Consider the following 26,068-nt stretch of genomic DNA (forward strand, 5'->3'; position numbering starts at 1 on the left):
AAAAGATCATCATAATTTACCTTATTTAGTAAATTATTCTTCATTACATTTCATGTCAGATTCAATGCATGCTTAATGTGTTTTTCATCGTTAAAATCACCAGATTCTCTTCACATCCTGCTTTAACGATGAAAAACATCGTTAAAATCCCTTTTAACCACCTAGAAGGGCCATCAGCCCTCTTTTAACGATGAAAATCATCGTTAACGTGACGGATTGATCTGGAACACTTGCTTTAGCGATGAAAAACATCGTTAAGTGAAAGACTTTTCATGAAAAAACAAAGGCACGGCGTCCGCATGATATTCGGATACCGGCCTTTGCTGAGAAAAAACCAATCTATGGGCGTATGGGCGATACGCGCGATACTATTTGCGAAAAAAAAGTGAAAAGCGTCCCCTCGCTATTTGCCTCTGGAGAATTAACAGCAGCAGCGCTTTGAAAATAGGCCGTGTGTAGGGAAATATAAGCAGGAAGCCCAGGATATCTGTGATCAGTCCAGGCAACACGAGCAGAATACCGCCAACAAACACACAAGCTCCATCCAGCAGCGATGCCGTAGGCATCTGTCCTTTGGACAGCTGAAACCGGGCATAATCCATAACTTTCCTTGCTTCCCGTCTAGCTAAATATATACCTAGAAAGCCTGTCAGCAGAAGAAAGCCAAATGTTGCCCAGCCCCCAATGTACCGTCCCAGCACAATAATCCCAACGATATCCAGAGCAGGCACAATGATCAAAGCAGCAAGCAGTACACGAAACATAGGCTTATCCCCCCGACGCTAGCAGTTGAAACAATTCCGGCAGCTCCCTATCTATACGTACGGGCTTCCAGGAAAGGTTCACCCATACATGGCGAGTTAATCCACTAACGAGCAGCTCACCGCCAGGCTTCCGCGTTCCTTCCACGGCACTAGGAACCGGGTCAGCTTCCTGGTTTATTTCTGCTGTAGAAATTCTGCGAATTTGAGACTCAAATTCAAGCCGGACATGTGTATAGCTTGCAATTCGTGTATAGATCGCAATTTTCTCATCATACCGCGCAGGTTTGTGAAATTTCACCTCGGCCTCTACAAGAGGAAGAAGACAACCCTTGGACTCAATGTCGCTGTACCGCATACCCAGCTGACGAATCAATTCGGTCCGGCCCAGCTCAAACCAATTCAAATAATTGGTATGGTACACCACACCCATTTGATCCGTTTCCTGGTAGCGGACCCGAATTTCGTGCTCATACCACCGATGCTCTCCCAATACGGCTCACTCCATTTTTCTTATAAAACTTTAGCACGTCCGGAGTAGATGACTCCGACTTCCGGATAAATGGAAACTTCCATGCCGTCTGTAATTATTTCCATCGCACGTTCTACACCTACAATAACCGGAATGCCTAAGCTTAAGGCAACTACAGCCGCATGTGAAGTGATTCCGCCAAATTCCGTAATCAAAGCACTAGCCTTCTGTACAGCAGGCATGTACTCTTTATCTGTAGAAACGACCACAAGAATAGCGCCGTCAGTCATTTTTTCGATTGCTTCCTCAGGAGAACGGGCCGTTACCACTTTGCCGGTGGCGTTCTGTGAGCCTATGCCAACGCCTTTGGCAATCATCTCTCCGACATGATGCACCTTGATCAAATTCGTTGTTCCAGAGCGGCCAACCGGCACGCCTGCGGTAATAATAACTATGTCTCCTAAAGTAACCAGACCGGATTTGATGCTGGTTTCTACAGCAAGCTCGAACAGCTCATCTGTAGTCTTAGCTTCTACACCCTTGACCGGAATTACTCCCCATACGAGTGACAAATGACGGATGACATGCTCATTAGGAGTCACGGCAACAATCGGGGATCTAGGGCGATATTTGGATACCATCCTCGCTGTATATCCACTTTCCGTAGCCGTTAGAATCGCTTTTGCGCCCAGCTCCAGCGCTGAGTTAGCAACTGCCTGGCTAATCGCTTCCGTTACGGTCGTTTGTTGAGCTTGCGCTGTACGAACGAAGATTTCACGATATTCAAGTGCATCTTCAGCACGTAAAGCAATGCGCGCCATGGTCAATACGGATTCAACCGGATACTTTCCAGCGGCTGTTTCCCCTGAAAGCATTACCGCATCCGTGCCATCAAAGACAGCATTGGCAACATCACTTGCTTCAGCACGGGTCGGACGCGGATTGCGCTGCATCGAGTCAAGCATCATAGTAGCAGTAATAACCGGCTTGCCTACAATGTTACATTTTTTAATCATATTTTTTTGGACAATGGGTACATCTTCAGCTGGAATCTCCACGCCAAGGTCACCACGGGCAACCATTAAGCCATCGGAAACCTCAAGAATTTCATCGAGGTTCTCAACACCCTCTTGATTCTCAATTTTACTAATTATTTGGATATGCGAAGCGCCATAGCGCTCCAGCAATTCACGGATTTCCATCACATCACTGGCTTTACGCACAAAAGATGCTGCTATGAAATCGACACCCTGCTCAATACCAAAAATAATGTCATTAGCATCCTTTTCGGTAATCCCCGGAAGCTTGATTTTGACGCCGGGAACATTTACGCCCTTTTTGCTCTTGAGCAGGCCGCCGTTAACGACCCGGCACTCGATTTCGCTGCCGCTGATACCCACAACCAGCAGTCCAATCAAGCCGTCATCCACCAGGATGGTTGATCCGATTTGCACATCTCGCGGCAGTTCTGGATAAGTTACGGAAATACGCTCCGCATCTCCAAGAATCTCCTCGGTAGTCAGGATAATATGCTTGTCCTGTACGAGCTCAATAGGCTCTTCTTTAAGCTTGCCGGTACGAATCTCCGGTCCTTTCGTATCAAGCAAAATAGCAGCGATTTTGCCGGTTTCCTCACAAGCCTGACGAATATTGGTGATACGGGCTCCATGCTCTTGGTAATCTCCGTGTGAAAAGTTCAGACGGGCAACGTTCATGCCCGCCTCCAGAAGCCTCTTTAAGTTCTCTAGTGACTCGCTGGCCGGGCCGATGGTACAGACAATTTTTGTTTTACGCATGGTTTCCCTCCTGGATGAATGTGAACCTACCGATTTCTCTAAACTTACGGTATCGGTCCTCGACTAATTCTTGTTCAGACATGTTCAGTAACGGCTCCATTTGTTCCCATAAAACAGATTTGATGGAAGCCGCTTGTACAGCTAAATCGCGGTGTGCGCCGCCTCTGGGCTCAGGGATAATAGCATCAGCTACACCGAGCTCGAGAATTTGATCTGCTGTGATTTTCATTGCTTCTGCTGCATGCAGCGATTTCGAGGCATCTTTATATAAAATGGACGCTGCACCTTCGGGGCTGATAACTGAATAAATGGAGCTTTCCAACATTAACACTCTATTTCCTACTCCCAGAGCAAGCGCACCTCCGCTGCCCCCTTCACCAATCACAATACAAATGATCGGCACACGGAAAGAGGCCATTTCCAGCAGATTTCTGGCAATAGCTTCACCTTGTCCGCGCTCTTCAGCTGCATTACCAGGGAATGCTCCCTTGGTATCAATAAAGGTGATAATCGGACGGCGGAATTTATCCGCCTGCCGCATAAGCCGAAGCGCTTTGCGAAAGCCTTCCGGATGCGGCAAGCCAAAGTTACGGGCTATGTTGTCTTTCGTATCTTTCCCCTTCTGGTGCCCTACTACCGTGACGGGAATATCGTTCAGCTTGGCGAGTCCGCCAATGATCGCCAGATCGTCACCATACAGCCGATCACCATGAAGCTCTACGAAATCACTAAAAATAGTCTGGATATAATCAATCGTGGTAGGCCTTTGAGGATGGCGTGCCAGCTGCATCTTTTGCGCTGTCGTCATATTCGTGTACAGCTCGTCTTCCAGCAGAAGGTATCTCTCCTCCAGCCGCTTGATCTCTTCAGAAAAATCAATATGCTTCTCAGCTCCGAATCTGCGCAGCTCGTCTATTTTGCTCCGCAGCTCCGCTAGCGGCTGTTCGAACGGCATTTCACTCGGCATAAGTAGCTGCCTCCTTCCTGACATGCATATCCAGAAGCCTGATCAGCGTTGGACGCATATCCTTACGAGTAACGACCTTATCCAGCTGGCCATGCAGTAAATTAAACTCTGCAGTCTGGAAATTATCAGGCAGCTTCTGACCAATGGTCTGTTCAATAACCCTGCGCCCGGTAAAACCGAACGAGGTTGCCGGCTCGGAAATGATAATATCCCCCAGCATGGCAAAGCTGGCCGATACGCCTCCGAAGGTAGGGTCCGTGATCACCGAAATGAACAGTCCGCCCTCCTTGCCCAGCTTGGACAATGCTGCGCTTGTTTTGGCCATTTGCATCAGACTCAGGATGCTTTCCTGCATGCGAGCTCCACCCGAAGTAGAAAAAATAATAATAGGGAGCTGCTTGTCGATGGCGGTCTCAATCGCTCTTGTAATTTTCTCTCCAACTACAGAGCCGAGCGAGCCGCCCATGAAATCGAAGCTCATTACGGCAATAATGACAGAGAATTCACCAATCTTGCCTTGACCTGTCATAATCGCATCCCGCAAATCAGTTGCATTCTTCGCTTTTTCTAACTTTGCCGGATAATCGGGGAATTGCAGGGGATCTTCTGATATCATATCGCCATCGAACTCAACTTCGAGGCCATCATCCATAATCATTTGGATCCGCTCTACAGCGCTTAGTTTATAATGATAGCCGCAAGCTGTACAAACCTTAAGATTTTTCTCCAACTCTTTGCTAGTCTGAATCGTGCCGCACTTGGGGCATTTATTCATTAAGCCTTCCGGGATTTCCCGCTTTGTTTTTTCAGAAGGAATTGTCGCATATTTCCTCTTTTGAAATAGGTCCTTTATTGACACTGTTCCACCTCATTGGCTTTTATAGTGTATCTCTTCAAGCCATATTAAATAACATATTTAAATAACATATTTAAATAACATATTATCTATGTAAAATAGAGTTCAGCACTTCCTGTACTTCCTCCAGCTCTCCCTCAGGGACGAGAATTTCGAACTGATTTTTGGAAAGATTGATGCCTCTAACTTGTACAAGAAAGCCTTCTTCAGAAAGCCTTTGTTTGATGCGCTCTGCGATTCTTGCAGTTGGAGCAATATATATCACCGTCCACATGAAAAAAAACCTCCTATAAGTTTGCGAAGCAAAACTGCTGCGTAAGCTTAGCTTTGAAGTAACCCGCCTTAATAAAACCGGCTTTGTAAGCGTCATTGAGTTTGCTTATCAAACTTGCTGCGCAAGGTGTAGGTTTTACACAATGGAATAATGATATCATAACTTCTCTTTTTCCCGCAACAAAGCAGTTCAGCCAAATTAAGCAAATACATCTGAAATGTTTATTTTACCCTTACAGAATCCTGGCCCATGATCGTCTCGACCAGGCGAAATAAATCCGGTGACGGCTTCACCCGGTAGCGCTCGCTGAGAGCGAGCAGCCGCTGGCCTTGCTCGTAGAACAACACCACCGCAAGCGGTCCTTCATGCAGCTTCAGCAGCGTCTTAAGCTGCAAAAGCTTGTCCGGCTGCTCGAAATCAGCCGTGATCCTGACGTAGACCCGCTGCTCCTTCGGCGCGGTGGCCGGGTCATTCTTCGCGCCAGCTGTCTGCGGCCGCGGAGTACTTGCGTGCGCCGCCGGATTTGCTCCGGCGCGTTCCGAAGGGCTCTGCGGCGCTGTCGGAGCCTTGGGCTTCTCATTGGCGGCGTAGCTGCCGCGGGTGCCGCTGGCTTTGCCAGCACTGGAGCTGGCTCCAGGGCCTGAGCTTGTGCTAGGGCTTGCGTTAGGACTGGCTGCGTTAGAACCAGCACCAGGGCTAGCTGTGCGCGAGGTAGCGCCAGGGCTTGAGCCAGATGGTTTGCCTGAACGGTCAGGGCCAGCACTATAGCCTGAGACTGAGCGAGTGCCAGAGGCATTCGCTTGACGCGGCCGCCTTTGGCGCAGATGCTGGATGCCGTCCGGGTCGTCCAGGGCAGCAAGCCGCTCGGCCAGCAGCTTTGGCGGATCCTCATCCTGCAGCTGCAGCTTCCCGCGGACGAGGATAAGGCGTCCCTTCTGCACCAGCGGCGCATATTCCTTCCAGCTGTCGGGGAACAGCACGACCTCCACCTTCTCGATGCGGTCCTCCAGCTCCATGAAAGCCATCGGGTCCCCCTTCTTGGTCACGATCGTTTTGCTGGAGAGCACCATCCCGGCAACGATGACATCGCTATGGTCCGGGAGCTCTACCAGTTCATGCAGCTTATCGATCTCCTGCTCATCCAGCATGCCCGCGTAGGCGTCGAGCGGATGACCGGAGACATACATGCCGAGCAGTTCACGCTCATGCTCCAACTGCTGACTCTGCGGCAGAGGCGGCACACTCGGTATCTCCACTTCCCAGTTCGGTTCCTCGGAGAAGCCGAACAGATGAAGCTGCAAATCATCCCGCTCCTTGCGCCATTTCACAGCCGAAGCTATCGTATCATCGAGCATGGCGCTAAGCTGGGCACGATGCCCAGGCAGCGTATCCAGCGCGCCGCCCATGATTAAAGATTCGATAACACGCTTGTTGCAGACGCGCAAATCGACACGCCTGCACAAATCGAGCAAACTCTCGAACGGACCGTTCTTCCGTTCGCTAAGAATCGCCTCAATCGCTTGCGTTCCGACATTTTTGATAGCGGCAAGGCCGAAACGGACACCGCCCCGCTCACTTGAGACCGAATCTGACCCGACCGGAGTGAACACAACACCACTTTCGTTCACATCCGGGGGCAGTGCATCCAGCTTCATCCGCCGGCATTCGTCGACATATTCCGCCACCTTGCGATGATTTCCCATTACAGCGGTAAGCATCGAAGCCATGAAATGCTTAGGATAATGCGCTTTTAAATAAGCCGTCTGAAAAGCCAGAACGCCGTAAGCGGTAGCATGAGCACGCGGAAATCCGTAATCCGCGAAGCGGACAATCATATCATACACATAGTTGGCTTCGTCAGCCTGGTAGCCCTGCTTTAAGCTTCCCAACACGAAATGCTCGCGCTCTTGATCCAGAACCTCGCGCTTTTTCTTGGAGACAGCTCTGCGTAAAAGATCCGCTTCACCCAAGCTGAAGCCTGCCATGGTCGAGGCAATTTGCATAATTTGCTCTTGATACACAATGATACCATAAGTATCCTTAAGAATAGGTTGTAAATCAGGATGCGGGTAATCAATTTGAATCTGCCCGTGCTTGCCTTGGATATACTTGGGGATAAACTCCATTGGACCCGGGCGGTACAAGGCCACTACAGATATGATATCCTCGAACTCTGAAGGCTTAAGTTCCTTCAATACCCTTCTGACGCCCTTGGACTCCAATTGAAATATCCCCGTAGTTTCTCCTTTGCCAAGAAGCTCGTAGGTCTGTTGATCTTTATCCATATCCAGCTGTGATAAATTTACCGTTATTCCTTCCAGCTCCTCGATCCACTTGAGTGTACGCTCTATGATGGAAAGCGTGCGAAGGCCAAGAAAATCCATCTTCAGCAGCCCGATAGCCTCAAGGTGCTCCATCGTATATTGCGTCAAGGCCGTTTGCTCTGCCCCCGCCTGAAGGGGAACGTATTCGGTTAAGGGTTCCCGTGAAATAACAACCCCTGCAGCATGCGTGGATGCATGCCGCGGCATCCCTTCTACGCGCATTGCCATGTCAAGCAGCTCTGCCGTCTTTGGCTGTCTGCTGACCAGCGCTTTAAGCTCCGCGCTTACCTTCAGCGCTTCCTTCAGCGTCATGCCAAGCTGGTGCGGAATCATCTTCGCTGCCCGGTCCACCTCGCCATAAGGCAGATTGAGCACTCTGCCCACATCACGCACAGCCGCTTTCGCTGCCATAGTACCGAAGGTGATAATTTGCGCCACATGCTCTTGTCCATATTTATCCACTACATATCCTATGACTTCATCGCGCCGTTCATCACTGAAATCGATATCGATATCCGGCATCGAAACCCGCTCCGGATTGAGAAACCGCTCGAACAGCAGCTTGTAACGAATCGGATCCACATCGGTAATTTTCAACACGTAGGCAACCAGACTGCCTGCTGAGGAGCCTCTGCCTGGACCTGTCATAATGCCCTGTTCATGGGCAAAACGGATAAAATCCCAAACGATCAGAAAATAATCAGAAAAACCCATCGATTCAATAACGCCAAGCTCATAATGCAGCCTGGCTTCAATTTCAGCCCGATATTCCGAAGCGGCTTCGTTCCATCCGGGCTGCAGGTTATATCGCTGCTCCAGCCCTTTTTTACACAGCTCCAGTAAGTACTCACCTGCACTTAGCCCCTCAGGTATGGGCCTGAAGCGCGGCAGGATCGATTGGCCAAACTCCAGGACCAGCTCGCATCGCTGCGCAACAAGCTCGGTATTGGCAATCGCTTCCGGCACATGGGCGAACAACCGCTGCATCTCTTCCCCGCTTTTCAGATAAAGCTGGTTGGAGCTAAAGCGCAGCCGGTCGGGATCATCCACCGTTTTCCCGGTACCGATACAGAGCAGAATATCCTGCACCGCATGGTCCGGCTCACGAATATAATGCGCGTCATTTGTCGCAATAAGGGGAATGCCGGTCTCCTGACTGAGCCCGATCATCGCCTGCATGACCTTTTTCTGCTCAATCATTCCATGGTCCTGTATTTCCAGAAAAAAGTCCTCGCCAAAAATAGCCTTATATCTAAGCGCAGCAGCCTTCGCTTCTTCCCTGCGGTCGTGCAGCAAATGCTGCGACACCTCAGAGCCCAAGCACGAGCTAAGGCAAATCAGCCCTTCGGCATGAAGCGCCAAATGCTGCGGATCAATTCTCGGTTTATAGTGAAAGCCCTGCAGATGTCCGATCGTGCAAAGCTTCATTAAATTTCTGTACCCCTGCTCGTTCTTCGCAAGAAGAATGAGATGATAGATGGGCTGCTCCTGCCTGGTCCCTTTGTCCCGAAGCGAGCCTGCCGTATAATAAACCTCACACCCGATAATCGGTTTCACGCCCCGCTGCCTGCAAGCCTTATAGAAGGCCACAGCACCATACATGACCCCATGGTCGGTTAATGCAAGCGAATGCATCCCGAGCTCAGCCGCACGCTCCACGAGTTCCTCTATGCGCGCAGCGCCGTCTAACAAGCTGTATTCACTATGCACATGAAGATGCACGAACGAGCTCATGGCTTCCCTCCTCTTTATACACAAAAAACATACAAATAAGCGATGATACTTATTATTTTATCATATTGTGGACAGGGTTTCCCATATAATGTACCGGGGGTGATAAATATGTACGCCTTTATCGGATATATCATTGTATACTTTTCAGTCGCGTTCGGGGTTGTGCTTGGCGGAAGTATGCTCAGCGGCATTGCTGCCGTGCTGACGCTGCAATCTCCTGTTCAAAAAATGCTGATGATTTCAGAAAATATAAAAATTTGGGCAATGGTCGCTTCAGTCGGCGGTACGATTGACCCGATTCGTTATATTGAAAGCCAAATGGCCGAAGGCCATCTTAATCCGGCGATCAAACAGATTCTATACATCGTCGCAGCTTTTATAGGTGCGCAAATGGGAACTTCGCTAATTCAGGCGATCTGCAAGGGGGGCGAGCAGCCTTGAGAATCCCTGCTTTCAACCGTTACCGGCGCTTCCTTTCCGGCTTCTGCCTACTGATCGCTGGGGCCATTATTGGAAGCTCTATTTATATGAGCATTCATCAGCGAAATTTCAATATCCTATACATCAAAATGCATAATTACCAGACAGAAAATAAACAGCTGCAGCAGGATTTAGAATCGATACGCAAGACACGCAACAAACAAACCCTTGTTAACGGCATCAATGTTTACCTCCAAAATCAAGAAAACGCTGAGCCTCTAAGCGAGGACATCCAGAAAGAAATCGAAGCCCTCATCAAAAAAGAGCTCGAACTGGCTATCGGGCAAAAAGCTACTAACGTTAGAGATTCCCGTGTTCTTTACGAGCGGCTTATTTCACAAAAAATACTGACGATTCATGAAAAAAAATACACGGTAGAGGTCAAGTCCATGGTTCTTATACAAACAGAGCTAAGTGTCTGGATCACAGCCAAAGAAAAACGGATTTAGCATCAGCCTATTGATGTAATCCCCGAAATGGGGAGGGGAAATGAGTCTTCATATACGAATATAGAAAAAACAGCTCAGGGACCTCTTGCTTTCAGAGCTGTTTGCAGAGCTGATAAGAAAATAAGGACTGAAAGTGATTATTAATCTCCATACACATTCAGGGCTATGTCTTGCAATTGTTCCTTCCAAGGAGAGGCTGCCGGAATTTGTGCCAAAAGCTCTTTGGCTCTTGTCAGCTGTAGCTGCCCAATCATTTCAGAATATTCGATACACCCGGAATTCCCAATGTAGGCCAAGCACTCCTGCTTCACCTTAAGCAGTTCCTCAAGCGTAATCTCCCCGGCAAAAAACTGCCGCAGCTGAACAAAGCTGGCTTCAGGGTCCGAGAGTAAATACAGGATCGGCAGCGTCCGCTTTTTCTTAAACAAGTCATTCTTAGTGTCAAGCCGCTGTAAATCAGAGACATCATTATGAATTTGTCCAATTAAACCGATATAGTCAGCCAGCAAATAAATCTGATCCCGCTTTTCGTCCGTTAAATAGTGATTGGGAATAGCGGCCATCCCAAGATAGAAAGCAATGCGGATCAGTATGCAGGACTTTTGCTGCACCATCTCCACGTACTCATCCTCCGTCTCAACAGTAAGAAGCAAATCCATGTGCTGTCCGTTAATTGCACAGCTTATCAGCCTGCCAAGCTCTCCCGCTTCTGGCAAAGGAAGCTCAGGATACTGTTTGTTGAGTGCGCCCAGCTCCGCTGAAGAGGCCATCAGTAGAGCGGTCATCGCATTAAGTACAAGCTCCTGCGGCTCTTTCATCCACGGTAAATCCGGATTATCCTGATCCTGCAAGTCATCGAGTATATCCAAGCCTAAAACAACCAGTTCCGTCACGGCAGCAAGCTTATGAATACAAGGATTATCGCCACCAAGCATGAAATGACTAAGCAGTGTCAGCTGTGACCAGATTGTTTTCTCTTCCAGCTTGGCTGTGATAAAGCTTTTCAACATAGTATTCAGAGCAGGCATCGTATAATAGGCATCTATGATATGATCCATGTCTTTTCTCAATTGGGATTCCAGCTTGTATCCCCCGTCTCTATGTGTTTTTTCGAGTTTTATAGTTAAAGCTTTATCATATTTCACTTCTATTGGCAATAAAATGCAAAAAAATATGCGTCTAGACGTAAGGATATTTGCGCTGATCTTTGCAAGTTTTAAAGATAATATAAGAGTATACATATTTATCCATATCGCAGTAAGGAGCATGGACGATGAGCAAAGATCATTTCGATTTAATTTTCGAGCGTTTGTTAGAGGAAGCTGTACAAGAAAACTATAATCAGATTCAACCGATGTCTTCGTTTGCCATGAAGAAATCCTGGGAAGCCATTCATAGAAGCATAGAGGAACAAGGTAAAGCTAATTAATAGCTCATATTTGATAGGATACGCTGCAATTTCTATTAGGAAGTGCAGCTTTTTGCTGCGCATGGAATTGCATTTACCGGATAAAATCGCTACATTAAGGGTAGACGTTTAAGATAAAATAAAAACACATTGTAAAGGATGTAGCCCTTATGTTCGAAAAGATTCAGCTTATTTTATCCACTTTTATTGTTATTGCGCTCGCATGCTCTTTCTATTTCAGCTTTCGTTCCCGTAAAGAGAAGAATCCCAACAAGAGAGGTCTTTACTTGTCCAAGATGAATATTTTTCTGGGGATTATGCTTCTGCTTATAGCGATTACCCAGCTTTTCTTTTTTACGGATTCGAACCTGAGACGCATTTTTGGTATCGTCTGCTTCCTGCTCGGCTTCTTCAATCTTTTCTCCGGAATCCGCAGCAATGGCATTTACCGGCGCCTGAGGGACCAATAGCGTAACCATAATCTAACCATAATCTATATGAGCTGCGCTTATCCTTGATCAATCACCTGCGCGGTTAGCATAGCCTTGGAGACCAACGATCCTGAGTGATAAATTTCTACATCTATTTTCCCGAATTTGCGGCTTACCTCGATTATGGTAGGCCGTATTTCTATGCGGCTGTCGATTTGCACCGGTTTAAGGAAATAAGTCGACATATTGTCCATGACCAGATCGCCTTTCTTGTGTTCTTGGACGATTCTGTAAGCAGCTAGTGTCATAAGTGTAGCAAGCACGCCTTCCGATACGGTACCCAGGTGATTCGTCATCTGTGGGGTAACAGAACCTCGAAACGTCAAATTCCCCTGCTCGTCCCTTCTTTCTTCCATACCCGACCAGATTAAATCTTCGAAGGTTTCACCATTCTGCTGCTGCTTCTGAACATACTGCATGGCTTTGAGCAAATCCTTGCGGCTAAGCACACCGAGCAGCTTGCGGTTCGCATCGACAACAGGCAGCAGTTCAATACTTTCCCAAACCATCATATGCGCAGCAGAAGCGACGGAAGTCTGTGGTGTTGCTGTTAATGGATTTCTTGTCATCAGCTTCTCTACAACCTGTTCCGGTCCGGCACCCACCATATCCTTAGAGGTAACTACACCTATAACCCTGTTCCATTCGTCCACAATTGGAAACCGGCTGTGTCCAGTTTCTTCAAGCAGCCTCTGCCAATCCTTCAAGGTGCTGCTCACTTTAAGCGCATATACGTTGGCTCCTGCAGCCAGGATATCTTCGACGAGCACTATTTTTTTCTTGATCAGACGGTCGTAAATCGCTCTATTGATCATCGAAGCGACTGTAAATGTATCATAGCTGCTGGAAATGATCGGAAGCTCCAGCTCATCGGCCAGCCTTTTTACTTCCTCACTCGTATCAAAGCCCCCTGTAATCAAGACGCCAGCCCCTTGCTCCAACGCGCAGCTGTGGGCTTTATTCCGGTTACCCACAATAAGCAGGCTTCCCGCTGCAATATAGCGCATCATTGCATCCTGCTGCATCGCGCCAATCACAAATTTATGCAGTGTTTTATGAAGACCCGAAGCTCCACCCAGCACCTTTCCGTCCACCATATTAACAACCTCTGAAAAGGTCAGGTTATCGATACTCTGCCGCAGCTTCTTCTCAACCCGGACCGTACCAATTCTTTCCCTCGTGCTGACCAGACCCAGGTTTTCCGCTTCTTTAATAGCCCTGTACGCCGTACCTTCGCTGACCTCCAGATTTTTGGCCATTTTCCTCACCGAAATCCGGCTTCCCAGCTCCAGGCCTTCAATATATTGCAAAATCAATTCATGCTTAGTTGTCGTTTCCATGCCTGTTGCATCCATCTGTTACACCCCGAATATTCGATTTCTGTATCAATCTGTATTCCTCTATTATATCCTAAAAAAAAGCGACCGTCATTCCCATCAGGGGAATTCCGACCGCTTTTTTTAAAAGCAAGGGTTGAAGTCAGGGCGTATTCCGCCTGTTCCGTTTACCCTGCAGCATTTGCTCCAACTGCCACCTTTTCACAGCTTTAATGCGTTTGAAATCCTGCCGCTTCTCATCATTGACACCAAGAAGTTCATGTAAATGGGCCGCAACTACAAGCAATGCCAAGCATGTCCAGACAATTGCGAATATCGCAGGTGCGGTAAACCCTATATCAAACTCCAGTTTGGGAAGCAAATAAAACAGCATACCCACGGTAGCACCCATGAGAATCACATGCTTTAAACCTCTCATATTCCGCCGCTCCTTTCATTGCTTATCTCCTCATGCTCTATAGTATGAGACAAGTTAAGCAGTTATGAACAAAATCGGCGGGCGGAATATAATTCGTATGAACTTAAAAAAACTGGAAATCAAGCTTTGGTTCTTTCGTATAAGAAATCTACGATATGCATGGCCTTCATTTGATCCTTCTTGCCATGCTCCTCTACACCCAGCTTCATTTGCAGCAGACAACCCGGATTACTTGTCAGTAAATAATGAGCCTCCGTTTTGTTCACATGCTCCATCTTATGGGCAAGAATATCGCCCGCCATTTTTGGCTGGGTAACATTGTAAATACCTGCAGAGCCGCAGCAGCGGTCGGATTCCTTAGCCTCTACAAACTGCACGTTATCCACACTCTGCATTAAACGCCGCGGCGCCTGGCTTGAACGCATAACATTGCGTAAATGGCAGGAGTCCTGGTACGTTATTTTCAATGTATGATCCTTGGAGCTCTCTGCCGGTAAGGCAGCGAATTGCGGGATTCTTCCGTGCTCCACGATAACTTGACTGATATCAATGACCCTGGAAGCAAACCATTTCGCATCTTCCTGCCACTGGGAATCATCATGCAGCCAGTGATCATATTCAATCAAAGCAGCTCCGCAACCGCCCGCGTTTGAAATAATGTAATCCACATTGGCCTCGCGGAAAGCGCGTATATTCTTTTGAGCCAGTCCTTCGGCAAGATCCATTTCACCGCTGTGAGCATGCAGCGCGCCGCAGCAGTTCTGTGATTTCGGAATAACCACATCGAACCCAGCTTCTGAGAGCAGCTTCACCGTATTTACGTTTGTTTCGGTAAACAACATATCCATGATACAGCCGCGGAACATGCCCACACGTGCAATAGGCGTTCCTTTAGCAGGGTAGAAATCCGTCCCCATTCGTTCGATAACCCCTTTGGAGGAGGCATCAGGCAAAATTTTCTCCATAGCTTGCATATGCTTAGGAAAAAGCTTCATAATTCCGATCGAATGGGTAATTCCGCGCAGACCCTTTTGGTACATTTTGAGACTGAAGCCAAGCATTCTCATGCGCTTCTGGTACGGAAAGAGCTGTTTAAACGCGATGCTTCTAAGCAGCTTAACCCAGCCTTTATGATCAGCATGATCCTCTATCGTATCTCTGGCCTGCTCCAGCAGCTGGCCATATTTAACATCGGCCGGACAAGCAGGTTCACAGGCTCTGCAGCCCAAGCAGTGATCCATTTGTTCTTGGAAAGCTTTATCAGGCTCCATAAGACCATCGGCCACTGCCTTCATCAATGCGATCCGGCCTCTCGGAGACTCAGCCTCAACGCCTGTCTCGCGGAAGGTAGGACAAGCTGGCAAGCAGAACCCGCAGCGCATACAGTTCGTTAGCTGATCATAGTCAAGCTGCAGGTTTAAATGTTGGGCGAGCGGATTTTGGCTTTTCAGCGCTGGTCTTTTCAGTTCGGTAGCATTCATTTGTGCAGCACCAACCTTTTGCGGCTTTCTTTGGCGAATATTTTCCCTGGATTCATAATGTTGTGCGGATCAAAAGCGAGCTTAATTCCTTTCATGACTTCGATCCCGGCCGCTCCAACTTTCCATTCCAGGAAAGGAGCCTTTACCGTTCCAACACCATGCTCTCCCGTAATCGTGCCGCCAAGGGAAATAGCAGCGTCGAAAATCTCCTCGAATGCTTGCTCAACACGATGAATCTCCTCATGATCACGGGCATCCGTAGCAACAGTAGGATGCAGATTGCCATCCCCTGCATGACCAAAAGTACAAATTTGAACGTTGTATTTCAGCCCAATTTCATTAATCCGAAGCACCATATCGGCAATTTTGGAGCGTGGAACTGTAGCATCCTCCAGAATCGTAGTCGGACGAATCCGTGCCAGCGCTGTGAAGGCGCTCCTTCTTGCTGTAAGCAGCTGCAGCGCTTCTTCCTGTGTATTGGCCACTTTGACTTCGCTGGCGTTCTCCTGCTTGCATATTTCAATGATTCTAGCTATGTCCCGCTCCACCGCTGCTTCATCGCCATCTTGTTCGATCAGCAAAATCGCTTCAGCATCAACGGGAAGTCCGATCCGGGCAAAATCCTCAACCACGCGAATCGTCGGATTATCCAGAAACTCCAGGGTTGCAGGGATAATCCGGTTTTCAATGATTTTGGACACCGTTCTGGCTGCTCCATACAGATCTGTGTATAGGGCAAGCATCGTTTTCTTATAAGTAGGCAGCGGTATTAGCTTGAGCGTTGCTTCCGTAATGACAGCAAGTGTCCCCTCTGAGCCAACGAGCAGCTTCGTGAGATCATAGCCGGCTACATCCTTCATCAGCTTTCCACCTGTACGAAGAATTTCCCCCGATGGCAGTACCGCTTCCAAGCCAATTACATAATCCTTGGTCGTTCCGTATTTAAGTCCCCTGAGTCCGCCAGAGCATTCGGCAATATTTCCCCCGATGGTCGATATCGCCATTGAGCTTGGATCAGGCGGGTAGAAAAGTCCCAGAGACTCGACATGTGTAATAAATTCCTTCGTAATGATACCTGGCTGTACGACAGCAGTAAGATTCTCAAGGTCAACTTCAAGAATCTTGTTCATCCGGTGCATCACCATGACTACACCGCCATTATTAGGTACCGTACCCCCACAAAGGTTAGTACCTGAGCCACGGCTTATTAAAGGTATGCGATGTGCTGAGAGCACCTTCATAATCTCCGATACTTCCTTCGTGCTCGAAGGATAAATAACACCGTCAGGCACAGCCTGCTGCATCGGTGTTCCATCATAAGAATGCGTGATCAGTGCTTCCTGATCGTCCCGAAAAGAAGAATCGCCGACAATCGAGCGTAATTGTTGACACACCTTAGGATCTAACATGAGTACGGCCTCCATTATAACTATAAATTAGTCAGGTCATCTGATGACTTAGTACCGCTATTATACCTTGGAAAGCTGAAAAAGAAAAGCAAATAATTTAGCGAAAAAAGACGCCTTTTGGCGTCCTTTGAGGTGTGTGGTTCTAGTTTGGTGCGGGGTGGAGGGAATGGCTGTGGGCTCCAGCCGCTGTTAAAAATTTGTTCCCTTGAATGGAATGGATGTGGGGGTTGGAACAAATCTTTAAAGGCGGACGCTACCGCTCTTCCTCCCACAACCATTCCCTCTCTTTAGCTACAATCGCACGAGCACCAAGCTCAAACGGACAGCCGCAAGGTTTTTTCACTCGGCAGTAGGAAATGTGGTTCCCTTGCTAGGCGAGGAACAGTCGAAGACAAAGTCAAGGGCAAGGCCGCGGGAGTGAACGTGTGGGATGGAAAGGCTTCTTTAACGATGTTTTTCATCGTTAAAATGCTCGCTCTTCTTCCTATACTTGCTTTAACGATGAAAAACATCGTTAAATCATTGCAACCTGGGCAAGCCCAGAGCATCCCTCAGCAATTACGGTAATTCCAGCAATCTCAGCAATCACACCAGTCCCAGAAATGACAACAACATTACCATCATTACCAAGAATAGCAACTACTCATCAACACTAGCAATACTAGCAATACCAGCAATACCAGCAATACCAGCAATACCAGCAATACCAGCAATACCAGCAATACCAGCAGTACCAGCAACTCCAGCAACTCCAGCAATCTCACCAGTCCCAGCAGTCCGCAGAAATCCCAACAGTCCAGTCCAACCAAAACAGCCCGCACAACCAGGAGTCTTCTTCTGGTTGGGCGGGCTGCTATTCGCTTCCGTTCGCTTCCGTTGGCTACTATCGGCTACTATCAGCTGTTGTTAATTCATTTCCCCTTTATCCTTTTCCCGGAGCATTTCGCGGTTGACGGGCTTTTGGCCGCAGCGCCATGCTTGCTTTTTTATAAAGGATGCTCAGGAGCCAAGGTACTCCTATAATCAGTAGGATTGTTGCAGCATTATAAGCGTTGTAGAGCCAGATTGATCCTGGTGGATGGACTGTATATTTCCATAAGGATAGCAGCGCAGGGTGGACTAAGTACACGCCAAAAGATGCCGCCCCCAGGGATGTCAACGGACCAACCAGACGGGACTTCCCCTTTTCCATGCCTCTGGCCAGCCAAATAAAGCAAACACTTACCCCCATAGAGTAGAGCGTCCACATGGCCACGTACCAGGTATTTTCAAAGTTGTAGCCATTTTGTGAGAGGATGAACATCATCCCATAGCTGATGCCGGCCAGCACGGTTAAGGGAATTACCCACCGCTTCGCTTTGGCTAACCATTCACAAAAAACCTGATAATGAATACCTATATATCCGCCCAGCAAGAAAAAGCTGAAGTAAGTGACACTGAGCGCTGCTGAATGAGAAAGCTTTCCGAACCAATGTCCGTATATATAAAAGGCTGCTTGAATGGCAAGACCCCATAACGGCATATAACGGCGAAATACGGTCAACCGGCGCGCTAACCAGACTAGAATCGGAAACAGCAAATAGAACTGTACAATAATGACCATAAAATACAAATGATAGCTTGTCTCCGCCCACTGGAGCTTTTTAGCAAATTCATGCAGATCTACTGAGACAGGATGTCCCGGGGTCAAGAGCCAGGGATAATAAACATAATAGAAAAAAGACCACAGAATATAAGGCACAAGGACTTGACGGACTCTTTTCACATAAAAAAAACCGGCTTTCTTAGCGTTCCAGGAATCAAAGTAAATGTAGAAAAGAACTACGCCGCTAATGCATATGAAGACCGGCACGGCAAAGGTAGAAATTCTGTTTATGAACAGATACAAAAGCTGGGTGCTGCTTCCCCCCATTAGTTCGAAGGAACTTCCTTCCGCTGTCACATGGATAACGATGACCGCAATAATGGCAAGCGCTCTTACGATATCCAGTTCAGTAATTTTGGTTTTAGCCATGCTCAGGCAAGTCTCCTTCAAGTTCATATCGAAGCCGTCATTTACTGATGCCCCATAATTGTTAGGCTTATACTTTGTTTCTTTCAGTCAGATGCCTTAGCACCAAGGGATATATGTCCTCATATGATGAAGTAGTTCACTTTGCATAGGCAAGGCCATTTTTGATGCTGGAAGGAGTGTATGCTTTTGATTAGAACAAAAATAGGGATTTCCTTACAAGGCTCCAGCATCTATTTGGAAGAACGTACCATCATGCTCAGCGAATCCATTGTAAAGAAGTGGAAGGTCCCTACAAATCAGCTTATTACGCTGCGGTTCGGTTCTATAAAGCATGAAGTCAAGGTAATACCTTTTCCTCATGCCAATAGCTTAAGAATGACAACGACCCTGGCAGAGAAGTTCGGGCTCTACCAAGATGCGCAGCTCTGCTTTCAGTATAAGCCGTCCACAGGTGTAATGTCTATCGGGCCGCTTCTCGCTGTTATGCTAAGCCGGGTCTATGCTTCCCCGGAAAGGCCCTTCGGGGCTGCCACCGCATTTTGCAAGGAAATCACTCAAGCATGCAGTACGTTCGGAGCACTCGTGATTTTCATCACACCTACCGATATGCGTGGCTCCACTACTTCAGTGAATGGGCACGTGTATACAGGGAAGTCGTGGAGCAAGAAATCGTTCCCGATACCGAATGTAATCTACAATCGACTGACCTCACGCAAATATGAAAATATGGCTTCTGTGCAGCAGTTTATGAAGGAAGCCAAAGCCCGCAACAGCACAGCTATTTTCAATGAAAAATACCTGAATAAAACGGAAGTTTTCAGCGCGCTTGGCAAGGAGGAAACCCTGCACGATTATTTACCGGAATCTCATCTGTTCAAAAACTACAAAATGCTGCAATCCATGGCCAGCCGGCATTCCTGCTTGTTTCTGAAGCCGATCACCGGCAGTCTTGGCAAGGGCATTATCCGGATTCGCAAAGAAGCAGGCGGCGCGTACGTGAGTCATTCCACCCATGTTAACGGGGTTATCAAGCAGACATTCCCATCGTTAACCAAGCTTTTTATCTCGCTAACCGGGAAGCTGAAGTCACAGCGCTACCAGCTCCAGCAAGGACTCGATCTCATAACGGTGGACGGCGGCAGACCTGTCGATTTTCGCTCGCTCGTACAGAAGGGCGCTCAAGGCGAATGGACGATCACATCCATCGTGGCGAGAATCGCCAATTCGCAGCATTTCGTCTCGAATCTGGCGCGCGGCGGAAGCCTGAGCAAAGTTAAGGCCGCATTAGCCAAGGCCTCATTAAGTGCTGGGCAGCGGGCTTCAGCCTATACTAAATTGCGCAAAGCTTCGCTCGATATCGCCAAAGGCATAGAAGAGCAGATTCCTAACCATTTTGGAGAGCTGGGTATTGACCTTGCTGTAGATACACATGGAAAAGTATGGCTTTTGGAGGTTAATTCCAAGCCTTCCAAGGATGATAATAGCCAACTGAATGCTGAAACAAAAGTAAGACCATCCATTAAACAAGTTGTTCAATATGCCCGCTTTTTGAGCAAGTTTTGAGGTGAACGCATGAAGCAGCACGACATGCCTATGCCGCTACTCGGAATTATGGTTACAGAACGCCCGCAAGAGCCTCCTTTTGCAAATTCGTCTTCCTACCAGCGCCTTTGCGAGCTTGGTTTGAAGACACGGATTGAGGTTTTTGTCTTTTCTCCAAACCGGATTGATTGGAATCGTCAAGAAATTATCGGCAATACCTACAACGCTAAAGAGAAAAAGTGGCAGAGAAAGTACTATCCGCTGCCTGAATTGATTTATGATCGTTGTTTTTTTTCGACTAAAGCCGCTTATTTGAATTACCGCATACAAGTTCGCAAGCTTCGCACTCTACCGGCTGTCCGCTTCTTAGGACACGGGCTTGAAGGCAAGTGGGAGGTTCTGCAGCTGCTCCGGCAGGATAGCTACTTCCATCCGTTTCTTCCGGAAACCACGCTTCTCAGCCGTACAAAGGATGTGCTTGATTGGCTCGGGGAAAAAGGAGAACTCTTTTTAAAACCCCGGGGAGGCAGTCAGGGCAAAGGGGTGCTTTATTTAAAAAAACTGCAGGGTGAGGACGTTGTTCAGGTAAAAGGGCGCGACAGCCGCAATCGTCCCTTTGAGAAGAAGTTCCTGTCAGATTTATTACTAAGACATTGGCTCAGAGGTTTTGTAGGCAATCGTTCCTATTTACTCCAGTCTTATCTGACGCTCCACACAGCAGCAAATACCGCCTATGATATCCGCTCCATGGTTCAGAAGAACGGACGTGGAGAGTGGCAGACAACCGGAATGGGTGTGCGCTGCGGGCAGACCGGAAGCATCACTTCCAATTTGCACGGTGGCGGGACGGCCTTGGAAGTAATGCCCTTCTTGACCCGGGAATTCGGGGCTGCCAAGGCAGAAGAGCTCCTGGAGTCGCTTAATGAGCTTTCCACCCGAATCCCCCCGGTCCTTGAGGCAGGGCATGGACGTCTGGCTGAGCTTGGAATTGACCTTGGGATTGACCGCAGCGGCCGCATATGGATTCTGGAGGTCAATTCCAAGCCGGGAAGATCCATTTTCACCCGAATGGTCAACGAACAAGCGCATCAAATAGCCATTGAAAGTCCTCTGCACTATGCTGAATATTTGCTTCACAAGTTTAGGAGGGTAACCTAATGAGTTTGACTACCTGCACCATTCATACCGTACAAAGAGCGGATCGATCAGTCTATGTGAGCAATGATCTGGTCAAAGCTTTGAGGTTAACCGGCAGCAAAACGATTACACTCAAGGCAGGCAGCAAGTCCATAACCGCTCCACTTCGCTTGATCCGCAAAGCAGGACAGCATTTATATATCCCGCTTTCGATGATCGGTAAACTGCATCTTCCGCGTATCGGAAGCACCTTGGCCACAAGCAGCAGCGCCAAGGAAATCCGGCTGGGACCCATGATCGGCATACTAACCAATATGACTGACAGCCCCACATCTCCCTTTGGCCCAAAAACCGGATTTATTCGCCAAGTGATGCAAACAGGTGCCGATAAATCATTCCATTTCGCCTTCAGTCCAAGGGATGTCAATTGGCAGCAGGAAACGGTAAGAGGTGTGTTTCTGAGTCCAGGGGGAGGCTGGGTCCGCAAGACAGTGCCATTGCCCGACGTCGTCTATAATCGCTTATCCAGCCGTATAGCTGAGAGATCCTCAGGTATGGAAGGCTTTAAGGAGCGGTTTGGGCGCAAGGGCATCCCTTTGTTCAATTGGAGCTTTTTTGATAAATGGGATGTTTACAACCTGCTCGAAGGCGATGATGCCTTTAAATTTGTACCCGAATCACGCATCAACCCTTCTGCCGATCAAATCCGTGAAATGCTGGATAAACACAAATTCATTTATTTAAAACCAACTGCCGGAAGTCTCGGCATCGGAATCTTTCGGATTACTTATAATGCCAACCGTGGTTATTTCGCCAGGTATCGTAAAGGCAACAAAAATGTGCTCATCCGCTATGCCAAATTCGCCAGCCTGATGAATATGCTCGGTACCGGCCGCGGAAGGCTGCAAAATTACGTTGCCCAGCAAGGGATCCGTCTGATAGAGATCGACAGCTGTCCCATTGATTTCCGCTTCCATATGACGAAGAATGGCGCTAATCAGTGGGTAGTCGCGGCTATCGGAGCAAAGAAAGCAGGAAAGGGCAGCGTTACGACCCATCTTCGTACAGGGGGGCAATTGATGACATCGGAGCAGGTGCTCAGACAAATCTACGGAGCCCGGGCCGAACAAATTCTGCAAAATGCCAAGGAAACAGCCATCAAGCTGGCGGAAGGAATTGAAAATAATTATCACCATCTGCTCGGTGAGCTGGGCTTTGATATCGGAATTGATCAAAATGAGAAGATATGGATGTTTGAAGCAAACGCTAAGCCTGGACGGTCGATTTTCAAGCATCCTTCGCTCAAAGACCAGGATAAAGCATCCCTTGCCTATGTGTATGAGCACTGCCTTTATTTAAGCCGCTTTCGTAAGAGGAGGGAAGCTTGAGTGGATATTCAAAGTAATGAAGCAGCGCAAAAACCCACCATTGCTATATTGACGGTTCAGGATAAATCGCGAATTTTCCGTGGAGACCGCAGTAACTTTGCAGATATTTTAAAGACAGGTAAGGAGCTTGGCGCTGAAATCTACGTGATTGCCGCATCCGATCTCAAGCTAACAGGGAGTAAAGTGCCTGGATATCGATACAACACGGAAAAGAAAACCTGGGTACGCTCCCTTCTTCCTGTTCCCCATGTGATTTACAACAGGGTGCCTTATCGTAAAATGGAAATGCAGCCAGAAGTTCAACAAACGATCCAGGCCTGTATTCGCAGTAATCAGGTGACTCTCTTCAATCCGGCCTTTTTCAATAAGTGGTCTCTCTTTGAATGGCTGAGCAAATCCGCACTTACCAGGAAATATATTCCGGCAACCCAGCAATTATCCTCCTCCCAGGAGCTGGAACGCTTGCTTCGTGACCATTCCGTCGTCTACCTCAAGCCCGTCAAAGGCAAAGCCGGTAGAGGGATCATGCGGCTGGAGCGGAGAATGAGCAAAAACAAACAGCCTGAATTCAGGCTGTGTGTTCAAGAGAACGTAACAATGGAGTACAAAACCCATAGCAGCATCGACAGCCTATGGCAGGAAATCATAGAACGAAGAGGCTCAAAGGAATATATTATGCAGCAGGGCATTACCCTTACCAGCTATAAAAATAGAGTGTATGATTTGCGTGCGCTCATCCAAAAGACGTCAAAAGGACGTTGGAGCGTTACAGGCATAGGCGCCCGGGTCGCCGGAAGGCTGAGCATTACCACTCACGTGCCCCGGGGGGGCTCCATCGACAACCCGCGCAAGCTGCTGACCCATGCCTTCGGGCAGCAGCAGGCTGATATTATTCTCAAGCGGACCAAGCAAGCCGCGCTGCTTCTGGCTAAACAAATCGAGAAATCATCTGGCTCTGAGCTTGGGGAAATGTCAATGGATCTGGGTGTGGACACCTCCGGCCGGATCTGGTTCTTCGAGGCCAACTCCAAGCCAATGAAATTTGACGAACCCGAGATTCGTCAAAAATCGTTGAAGCGCATTGTCGGATACAGCATGTATTTATCCAGAAAAGTCAAAAGAGGGTGAATTCGTTTGAGCTATGCACGACTTGGCATACTCGCCGTTTACATGAGCGGAGCTCGACTCGAGGAGCTGCCTTATTATAAAAAGCTTACTGCTGAAGGAAAAAAGCTTGGCCTTCAAATTGAGGTGTTCACCCCCACTGATGTGGATAATAAAGAAACGATCCGTACTTTGAGGTATGATTCAGAAACAGGAAAATGGGTGCGCAAACGCACCACTTTTCCTCCAGTTATTTATGACAGATGCCGTTATCACGGTCCAGCTACCTTCCGGCTGCTGAAAGCCTTTCGCAATAAATTTTCCCGGCTGACATATTTGAGCAAGCCGCTCGCCAACAAATGGACGATGCATCAGGTGCTCTCCGAGAGTGCAGCCATTTCCAGCCATTTACCGGCTACTGTGCGCTACAGCGGCCCCCAGGAATTAATTCGTTTTCTGAAAAAGCATAAGCTAATCTACGTCAAGCCAAAAAACGGAACTGGCGGCAGAGGCATTTTACGCATAGAACAAACAGACGCTGACCGCTATCTGATCCAAGGACGCAACCAGCAGCGTACCATTATCTCCCCACTGCGCGCCTCCGAGAAACAGCTTTCAACCAAGCTCCACAGCCTTAACCTGAGTGCGGATTATGTAGTGCAGCAAGGTATTTCTCTAACTCTCAAGGATGGGCGCGTCCACGATTACCGGCTGCTTATCCAAAAGAACGGGAAAGGAAAATGGGAGGTAACCGGTTGTGCCGGAAGGATTGGACCTTACAAAAGCATAACCTCTAATCTGCACGGAGGGGGTAGTGCCATACCCATGGAAAAGCTGCTCTACTCGCGATTCCAGAGCAGGTCAAAGATCGAGCAAATAAAAAATGAAATCTACAGATTCGCTCACGAGCTGGCTCCGTTTCTGGAAACTAAATTCGGCAAGCTTTGTGAGCTCGGCATTGACATTGCCGTTGACCCCAAAGGAAACGTCTGGCTGCTTGAAGTAAATCCCAAGCCATCTAGGGAAGTATTCCACCGGATCGGCGAAAAGGAGACCTACCGCAAAGCGATCAAACGCCCGCTGGAATATGCGCTGTGGATGATGAAGCAGCGGAACCATTCCGATAAAGACAGCGAAAGCAAAGACCTGGAAAGCAAGGCTGCAGCGGAAAACAAAGATGGAGAAAACAGCGAGGCCGAGAAATAAGTGCCGCGTTCAATAAGGGAAAGGGAGGCCCTGAGACTTCCCTTTTTTTTATTAACAAACGCCTTGCGGCGTCCTTTGATGAGCGTGTTCGTGACGCCAGTACGTGGGGAGGCAATGGCTCTGGGCTCCAGCCGCATTTAAAGATAGGTTCCCTGATTAGACTTAAGCGGTAGGAACCTATCTTTAAATGCGGACGCTATCGCTCCTCCACCCACAGCCATCCCCTCTTCTCAGCTACAATCGCACCAACACCAAACTCAAACGGACTGCCAGCAAGCGTTTTTCTTTTGTTTAGAGGAGATTTCCTGGCGAGCTCAGTCGCTGGAGATGAAGAGCCCGCGGCAGCTGAGGAGGAACTATGCTTTTAATGATGTTTTTCATCGTTAAAAGCATCAGTCCCTCTCCACTCCCTTGCTTTAACGATGAAAAACATCGTTAAGTGGAGTACACACTCATTTCGGCGGCGGGCGGGCGGCGGGCGGGCGGCGGGCGGCTAACAGAAGTTGCTTTCCCTGAGGGAAAGGGATAGTGGCGATAGAAACCTTAAACTTTCATAATACCGTTACAAAGCTTGGCTTAGACCCTACGCCAGGTCTTTTTTGTGCTTCTCTACACTTATGTGGGAGGAATTCGAGGCGGATGCTGGGCACGTCAAAAAGAGATGACAAAAGAATGTCATCCCTCCCAAGGAAATCATTATGCGCTACAACATAAGATCAGGTGCCTGTCGCGACTTTATTTGCCCCTGCATCAATAACGTCCGGATCATTGGTGATCGTGGCGCTAAATAGAGAGTTCGAAACCGAAAAATCGCCAACAATACCACCGCCTGCGCCTGAATAGCTTTTATCAGCGCTCGTAGGGGAGACGACCAGCGTGTCTCCATTTACGAAATTCCCTTGGTTACTTACGACTTTAAACACCCCTACGAAAGAAGGCATAATTGCATCAGCATCCTTATCATTCAGTCTGCTATAGTGTATGCCCAATTCCCGCCTAGGAGTCTGTACGAATAAAGAA

24 protein-coding genes are annotated in these 26,068 nt (G+C 48.2%); 9 read left to right on the top strand and 15 right to left on the bottom strand.

Annotated elements, in window-relative coordinates; genetic code table 11:
- Window positions 1–368: 368 nt before the first annotated feature.
- The 7 genes from J2Z66_RS23460 to J2Z66_RS23490 all read right to left on the bottom strand — a co-directional run bounded on the left by J2Z66_RS23460 (window position 369) and on the right by J2Z66_RS23490 (window position 9,184).
- Window positions 369–764, bottom strand: coding sequence for an FxsA family protein (locus J2Z66_RS23460; RefSeq protein WP_209974961.1), 396 nt, complete (start codon window positions 762–764; stop codon window positions 369–371).
- A gap of 4 nt (window positions 765–768) precedes the next feature.
- The gene (locus J2Z66_RS23465; RefSeq protein WP_209974963.1) at window positions 769–1,254 is read right to left on the bottom strand and encodes an acyl-CoA thioesterase; all 486 of its coding nucleotides are present in this window, start codon (window positions 1,252–1,254) and stop codon (window positions 769–771) included.
- Window positions 1,255–1,274: 20 nt separating this feature from the next.
- A complete protein-coding gene (gene pyk, locus J2Z66_RS23470; RefSeq protein ID WP_209974965.1) occupies window positions 1,275–3,029 on the bottom strand; it encodes a pyruvate kinase in 1,755 nt (584 codons plus the stop codon).
- Window positions 3,022–3,996 carry an acetyl-CoA carboxylase carboxyltransferase subunit alpha gene (locus J2Z66_RS23475; RefSeq protein WP_209974967.1) on the bottom strand — a complete coding sequence of 325 codons (975 nt, stop codon included), beginning with the start codon at window positions 3,994–3,996 and terminating at the stop codon, window positions 3,022–3,024. Before J2Z66_RS23475 ends, pyk begins: the two co-directional genes overlap by 8 nt.
- Window positions 3,986–4,855 carry an acetyl-CoA carboxylase, carboxyltransferase subunit beta gene (accD, locus tag J2Z66_RS23480; RefSeq protein WP_209974969.1) on the bottom strand — a complete coding sequence of 290 codons (870 nt, stop codon included), beginning with the start codon at window positions 4,853–4,855 and terminating at the stop codon, window positions 3,986–3,988. The genes J2Z66_RS23475 and accD overlap by 11 nt, the downstream gene beginning before the upstream one ends.
- Window positions 4,856–4,937: 82 nt before the next feature.
- Window positions 4,938–5,126 carry a glutamate decarboxylase gene (locus tag J2Z66_RS23485; protein ID WP_209974971.1) on the bottom strand — a complete coding sequence of 63 codons (189 nt, stop codon included), beginning with the start codon at window positions 5,124–5,126 and terminating at the stop codon, window positions 4,938–4,940.
- A gap of 221 nt (window positions 5,127–5,347) precedes the next feature.
- The gene (locus J2Z66_RS23490; protein ID WP_209974973.1) at window positions 5,348–9,184 is read right to left on the bottom strand and encodes a DNA polymerase III subunit alpha; all 3,837 of its coding nucleotides are present in this window, start codon (window positions 9,182–9,184) and stop codon (window positions 5,348–5,350) included.
- Between the two features lie 108 nt (window positions 9,185–9,292).
- Between J2Z66_RS23490 and J2Z66_RS23495 the strand changes: the two genes are divergently transcribed.
- Both J2Z66_RS23495 and J2Z66_RS23500 read left to right on the top strand, forming a co-directional pair.
- Window positions 9,293–9,625, top strand: a complete 333-nt coding sequence (locus tag J2Z66_RS23495) for a YtrH family sporulation protein (protein ID WP_209974975.1) — start codon at window positions 9,293–9,295, stop codon at window positions 9,623–9,625.
- Entirely contained in the window at window positions 9,622–10,113 is a 492-nt protein-coding gene (locus J2Z66_RS23500) for a sporulation membrane protein YtrI (RefSeq protein ID WP_209974977.1), read from the top strand. The genes J2Z66_RS23495 and J2Z66_RS23500 overlap by 4 nt, the downstream gene beginning before the upstream one ends.
- 140 nt (window positions 10,114–10,253) lie before the next feature.
- Here the strand turns inward: J2Z66_RS23500 and J2Z66_RS23505 are convergent, their stop codons facing one another.
- Window positions 10,254–11,183, bottom strand: a complete 930-nt coding sequence (locus tag J2Z66_RS23505; protein ID WP_209974979.1) for a polyprenyl synthetase family protein — start codon at window positions 11,181–11,183, stop codon at window positions 10,254–10,256.
- Window positions 11,184–11,386: 203 nt separating this feature from the next.
- On the opposite strand from J2Z66_RS23505, the gene J2Z66_RS23510 reads away from it, so the two are divergent.
- Together J2Z66_RS23510 and J2Z66_RS23515 are read left to right on the top strand one after the other, a co-directional pair.
- Window positions 11,387–11,542 carry a hypothetical protein gene (locus J2Z66_RS23510; protein ID WP_209974980.1) on the top strand — a complete coding sequence of 52 codons (156 nt, stop codon included), beginning with the start codon at window positions 11,387–11,389 and terminating at the stop codon, window positions 11,540–11,542.
- 149 nt (window positions 11,543–11,691) lie between these two features.
- A complete protein-coding gene (locus tag J2Z66_RS23515) occupies window positions 11,692–11,991 on the top strand; it encodes a YtpI family protein (protein WP_209974982.1) in 300 nt (99 codons plus the stop codon).
- Between the two features lie 38 nt (window positions 11,992–12,029).
- On the opposite strand, the gene J2Z66_RS23520 is transcribed toward J2Z66_RS23515, so the two are convergent.
- The 6 genes from J2Z66_RS23520 to J2Z66_RS23545 all read right to left on the bottom strand — a co-directional run bounded on the left by J2Z66_RS23520 (window position 12,030) and on the right by J2Z66_RS23545 (window position 18,671).
- The gene (locus J2Z66_RS23520; protein ID WP_209974984.1) at window positions 12,030–13,367 is read right to left on the bottom strand and encodes a DRTGG domain-containing protein; all 1,338 of its coding nucleotides are present in this window, start codon (window positions 13,365–13,367) and stop codon (window positions 12,030–12,032) included.
- Window positions 13,368–13,491: 124 nt separating this feature from the next.
- Window positions 13,492–13,767 carry a hypothetical protein gene (locus J2Z66_RS23525; RefSeq protein WP_209974987.1) on the bottom strand — a complete coding sequence of 92 codons (276 nt, stop codon included), beginning with the start codon at window positions 13,765–13,767 and terminating at the stop codon, window positions 13,492–13,494.
- Window positions 13,768–13,886: 119 nt separating this feature from the next.
- Window positions 13,887–15,248 (bottom strand): (Fe-S)-binding protein, encoded by a 1,362-nt coding sequence (locus tag J2Z66_RS23530; RefSeq protein ID WP_209974989.1) that lies wholly within the window; start codon window positions 15,246–15,248, stop codon window positions 13,887–13,889.
- Window positions 15,245–16,657: an FAD-binding oxidoreductase gene (locus J2Z66_RS23535; RefSeq protein WP_209974991.1), complete on the bottom strand. Its 1,413-nt coding sequence runs from the start codon at window positions 16,655–16,657 to the stop codon at window positions 15,245–15,247. The genes J2Z66_RS23530 and J2Z66_RS23535 overlap by 4 nt, the downstream gene beginning before the upstream one ends.
- 639 nt (window positions 16,658–17,296) lie before the next feature.
- A complete protein-coding gene (locus J2Z66_RS23540; protein ID WP_209974993.1) occupies window positions 17,297–17,449 on the bottom strand; it encodes a hypothetical protein in 153 nt (50 codons plus the stop codon).
- A 130-nt stretch (window positions 17,450–17,579) separates the two neighbouring features.
- On the bottom strand, window positions 17,580–18,671 hold the full coding sequence (locus J2Z66_RS23545; RefSeq protein ID WP_209974995.1) for an acyltransferase: 1,092 nt from the start codon (window positions 18,669–18,671) through the stop codon (window positions 17,580–17,582).
- 180 nt (window positions 18,672–18,851) lie between these two features.
- On the opposite strand from J2Z66_RS23545, the gene J2Z66_RS23550 reads away from it, so the two are divergent.
- The 5 genes from J2Z66_RS23550 to J2Z66_RS23570 are packed head-to-tail and all read left to right on the top strand — an operon-like array spanning window position 18,852 to window position 25,048.
- Complete coding sequence (locus J2Z66_RS23550) at window positions 18,852–20,234, top strand: YheC/YheD family endospore coat-associated protein (protein WP_312894729.1); 1,383 nt, start codon at window positions 18,852–18,854, stop codon at window positions 20,232–20,234.
- A 9-nt stretch (window positions 20,235–20,243) separates the two neighbouring features.
- Window positions 20,244–21,371, top strand: a complete 1,128-nt coding sequence (locus J2Z66_RS23555) for a YheC/YheD family endospore coat-associated protein (protein WP_209974998.1) — start codon at window positions 20,244–20,246, stop codon at window positions 21,369–21,371.
- Window positions 21,371–22,738, top strand: a complete 1,368-nt coding sequence (locus tag J2Z66_RS23560; RefSeq protein ID WP_209975000.1) for a YheC/YheD family endospore coat-associated protein — start codon at window positions 21,371–21,373, stop codon at window positions 22,736–22,738. Before J2Z66_RS23555 ends, J2Z66_RS23560 begins: the two co-directional genes overlap by 1 nt.
- Window positions 22,739–23,866, top strand: a complete 1,128-nt coding sequence (locus J2Z66_RS23565) for a YheC/YheD family endospore coat-associated protein (RefSeq protein ID WP_209975002.1) — start codon at window positions 22,739–22,741, stop codon at window positions 23,864–23,866.
- 6 nt (window positions 23,867–23,872) lie between these two features.
- Window positions 23,873–25,048 carry a YheC/YheD family endospore coat-associated protein gene (locus J2Z66_RS23570; protein ID WP_245375786.1) on the top strand — a complete coding sequence of 392 codons (1,176 nt, stop codon included), beginning with the start codon at window positions 23,873–23,875 and terminating at the stop codon, window positions 25,046–25,048.
- A gap of 716 nt (window positions 25,049–25,764) precedes the next feature.
- Here J2Z66_RS23570 and J2Z66_RS23575 read toward each other — a convergent pair.
- Complete coding sequence (locus J2Z66_RS23575) at window positions 25,765–25,989, bottom strand: spore germination protein (RefSeq protein WP_209975003.1); 225 nt, start codon at window positions 25,987–25,989, stop codon at window positions 25,765–25,767.
- Window positions 25,990–26,068: the final 79 nt, after the last annotated feature.

It is taken from the genome of Paenibacillus eucommiae (assembly GCF_017874215.1).
Classification (GTDB): domain Bacteria; phylum Bacillota; class Bacilli; order Paenibacillales; family NBRC-103111; genus Paenibacillus_AI; species Paenibacillus_AI eucommiae.

Bases quoted from the DNA above. Each gene is read 5' to 3' on its own strand.
- J2Z66_RS23460 (WP_209974961.1), bottom strand. From the start codon at position 764: ATGTTTCGTGTACTGCTTGCTGCTTTGATCATTGTGCCTGCTCTGGAT.
- pyk (WP_209974965.1), bottom strand. From the start codon at position 3,029: ATGCGTAAAACAAAAATTGTCTGTACCATCGGCCCGGCCAGCGAGTCA.
- J2Z66_RS23475 (WP_209974967.1), bottom strand. From the start codon at position 3,996: ATGCCGAGTGAAATGCCGTTCGAACAGCCGCTAGCGGAGCTGCGGAGC.
- J2Z66_RS23485 (WP_209974971.1), bottom strand. From the start codon at position 5,126: ATGTGGACGGTGATATATATTGCTCCAACTGCAAGAATCGCAGAGCGC.
- J2Z66_RS23490 (WP_209974973.1), bottom strand. From the start codon at position 9,184: ATGAGCTCGTTCGTGCATCTTCATGTGCATAGTGAATACAGCTTGTTA.
- J2Z66_RS23495 (WP_209974975.1), top strand. From the start codon at position 9,293: ATGTACGCCTTTATCGGATATATCATTGTATACTTTTCAGTCGCGTTC.
- J2Z66_RS23510 (WP_209974980.1), top strand. From the start codon at position 11,387: ATGAGCAAAGATCATTTCGATTTAATTTTCGAGCGTTTGTTAGAGGAA.
- J2Z66_RS23515 (WP_209974982.1), top strand. From the start codon at position 11,692: ATGTTCGAAAAGATTCAGCTTATTTTATCCACTTTTATTGTTATTGCG.
- J2Z66_RS23520 (WP_209974984.1), bottom strand. From the start codon at position 13,367: ATGGATGCAACAGGCATGGAAACGACAACTAAGCATGAATTGATTTTG.
- J2Z66_RS23525 (WP_209974987.1), bottom strand. From the start codon at position 13,767: ATGAGAGGTTTAAAGCATGTGATTCTCATGGGTGCTACCGTGGGTATG.
- J2Z66_RS23530 (WP_209974989.1), bottom strand. From the start codon at position 15,248: ATGAATGCTACCGAACTGAAAAGACCAGCGCTGAAAAGCCAAAATCCG.
- J2Z66_RS23535 (WP_209974991.1), bottom strand. From the start codon at position 16,657: ATGTTAGATCCTAAGGTGTGTCAACAATTACGCTCGATTGTCGGCGAT.
- J2Z66_RS23545 (WP_209974995.1), bottom strand. From the start codon at position 18,671: ATGGCTAAAACCAAAATTACTGAACTGGATATCGTAAGAGCGCTTGCC.
- J2Z66_RS23550 (WP_312894729.1), top strand. From the start codon at position 18,852: ATGCTTTTGATTAGAACAAAAATAGGGATTTCCTTACAAGGCTCCAGC.
- J2Z66_RS23555 (WP_209974998.1), top strand. From the start codon at position 20,244: ATGAAGCAGCACGACATGCCTATGCCGCTACTCGGAATTATGGTTACA.
- J2Z66_RS23560 (WP_209975000.1), top strand. From the start codon at position 21,371: ATGAGTTTGACTACCTGCACCATTCATACCGTACAAAGAGCGGATCGA.
- J2Z66_RS23575 (WP_209975003.1), bottom strand. From the start codon at position 25,989: ATGCCTTCTTTCGTAGGGGTGTTTAAAGTCGTAAGTAACCAAGGGAAT.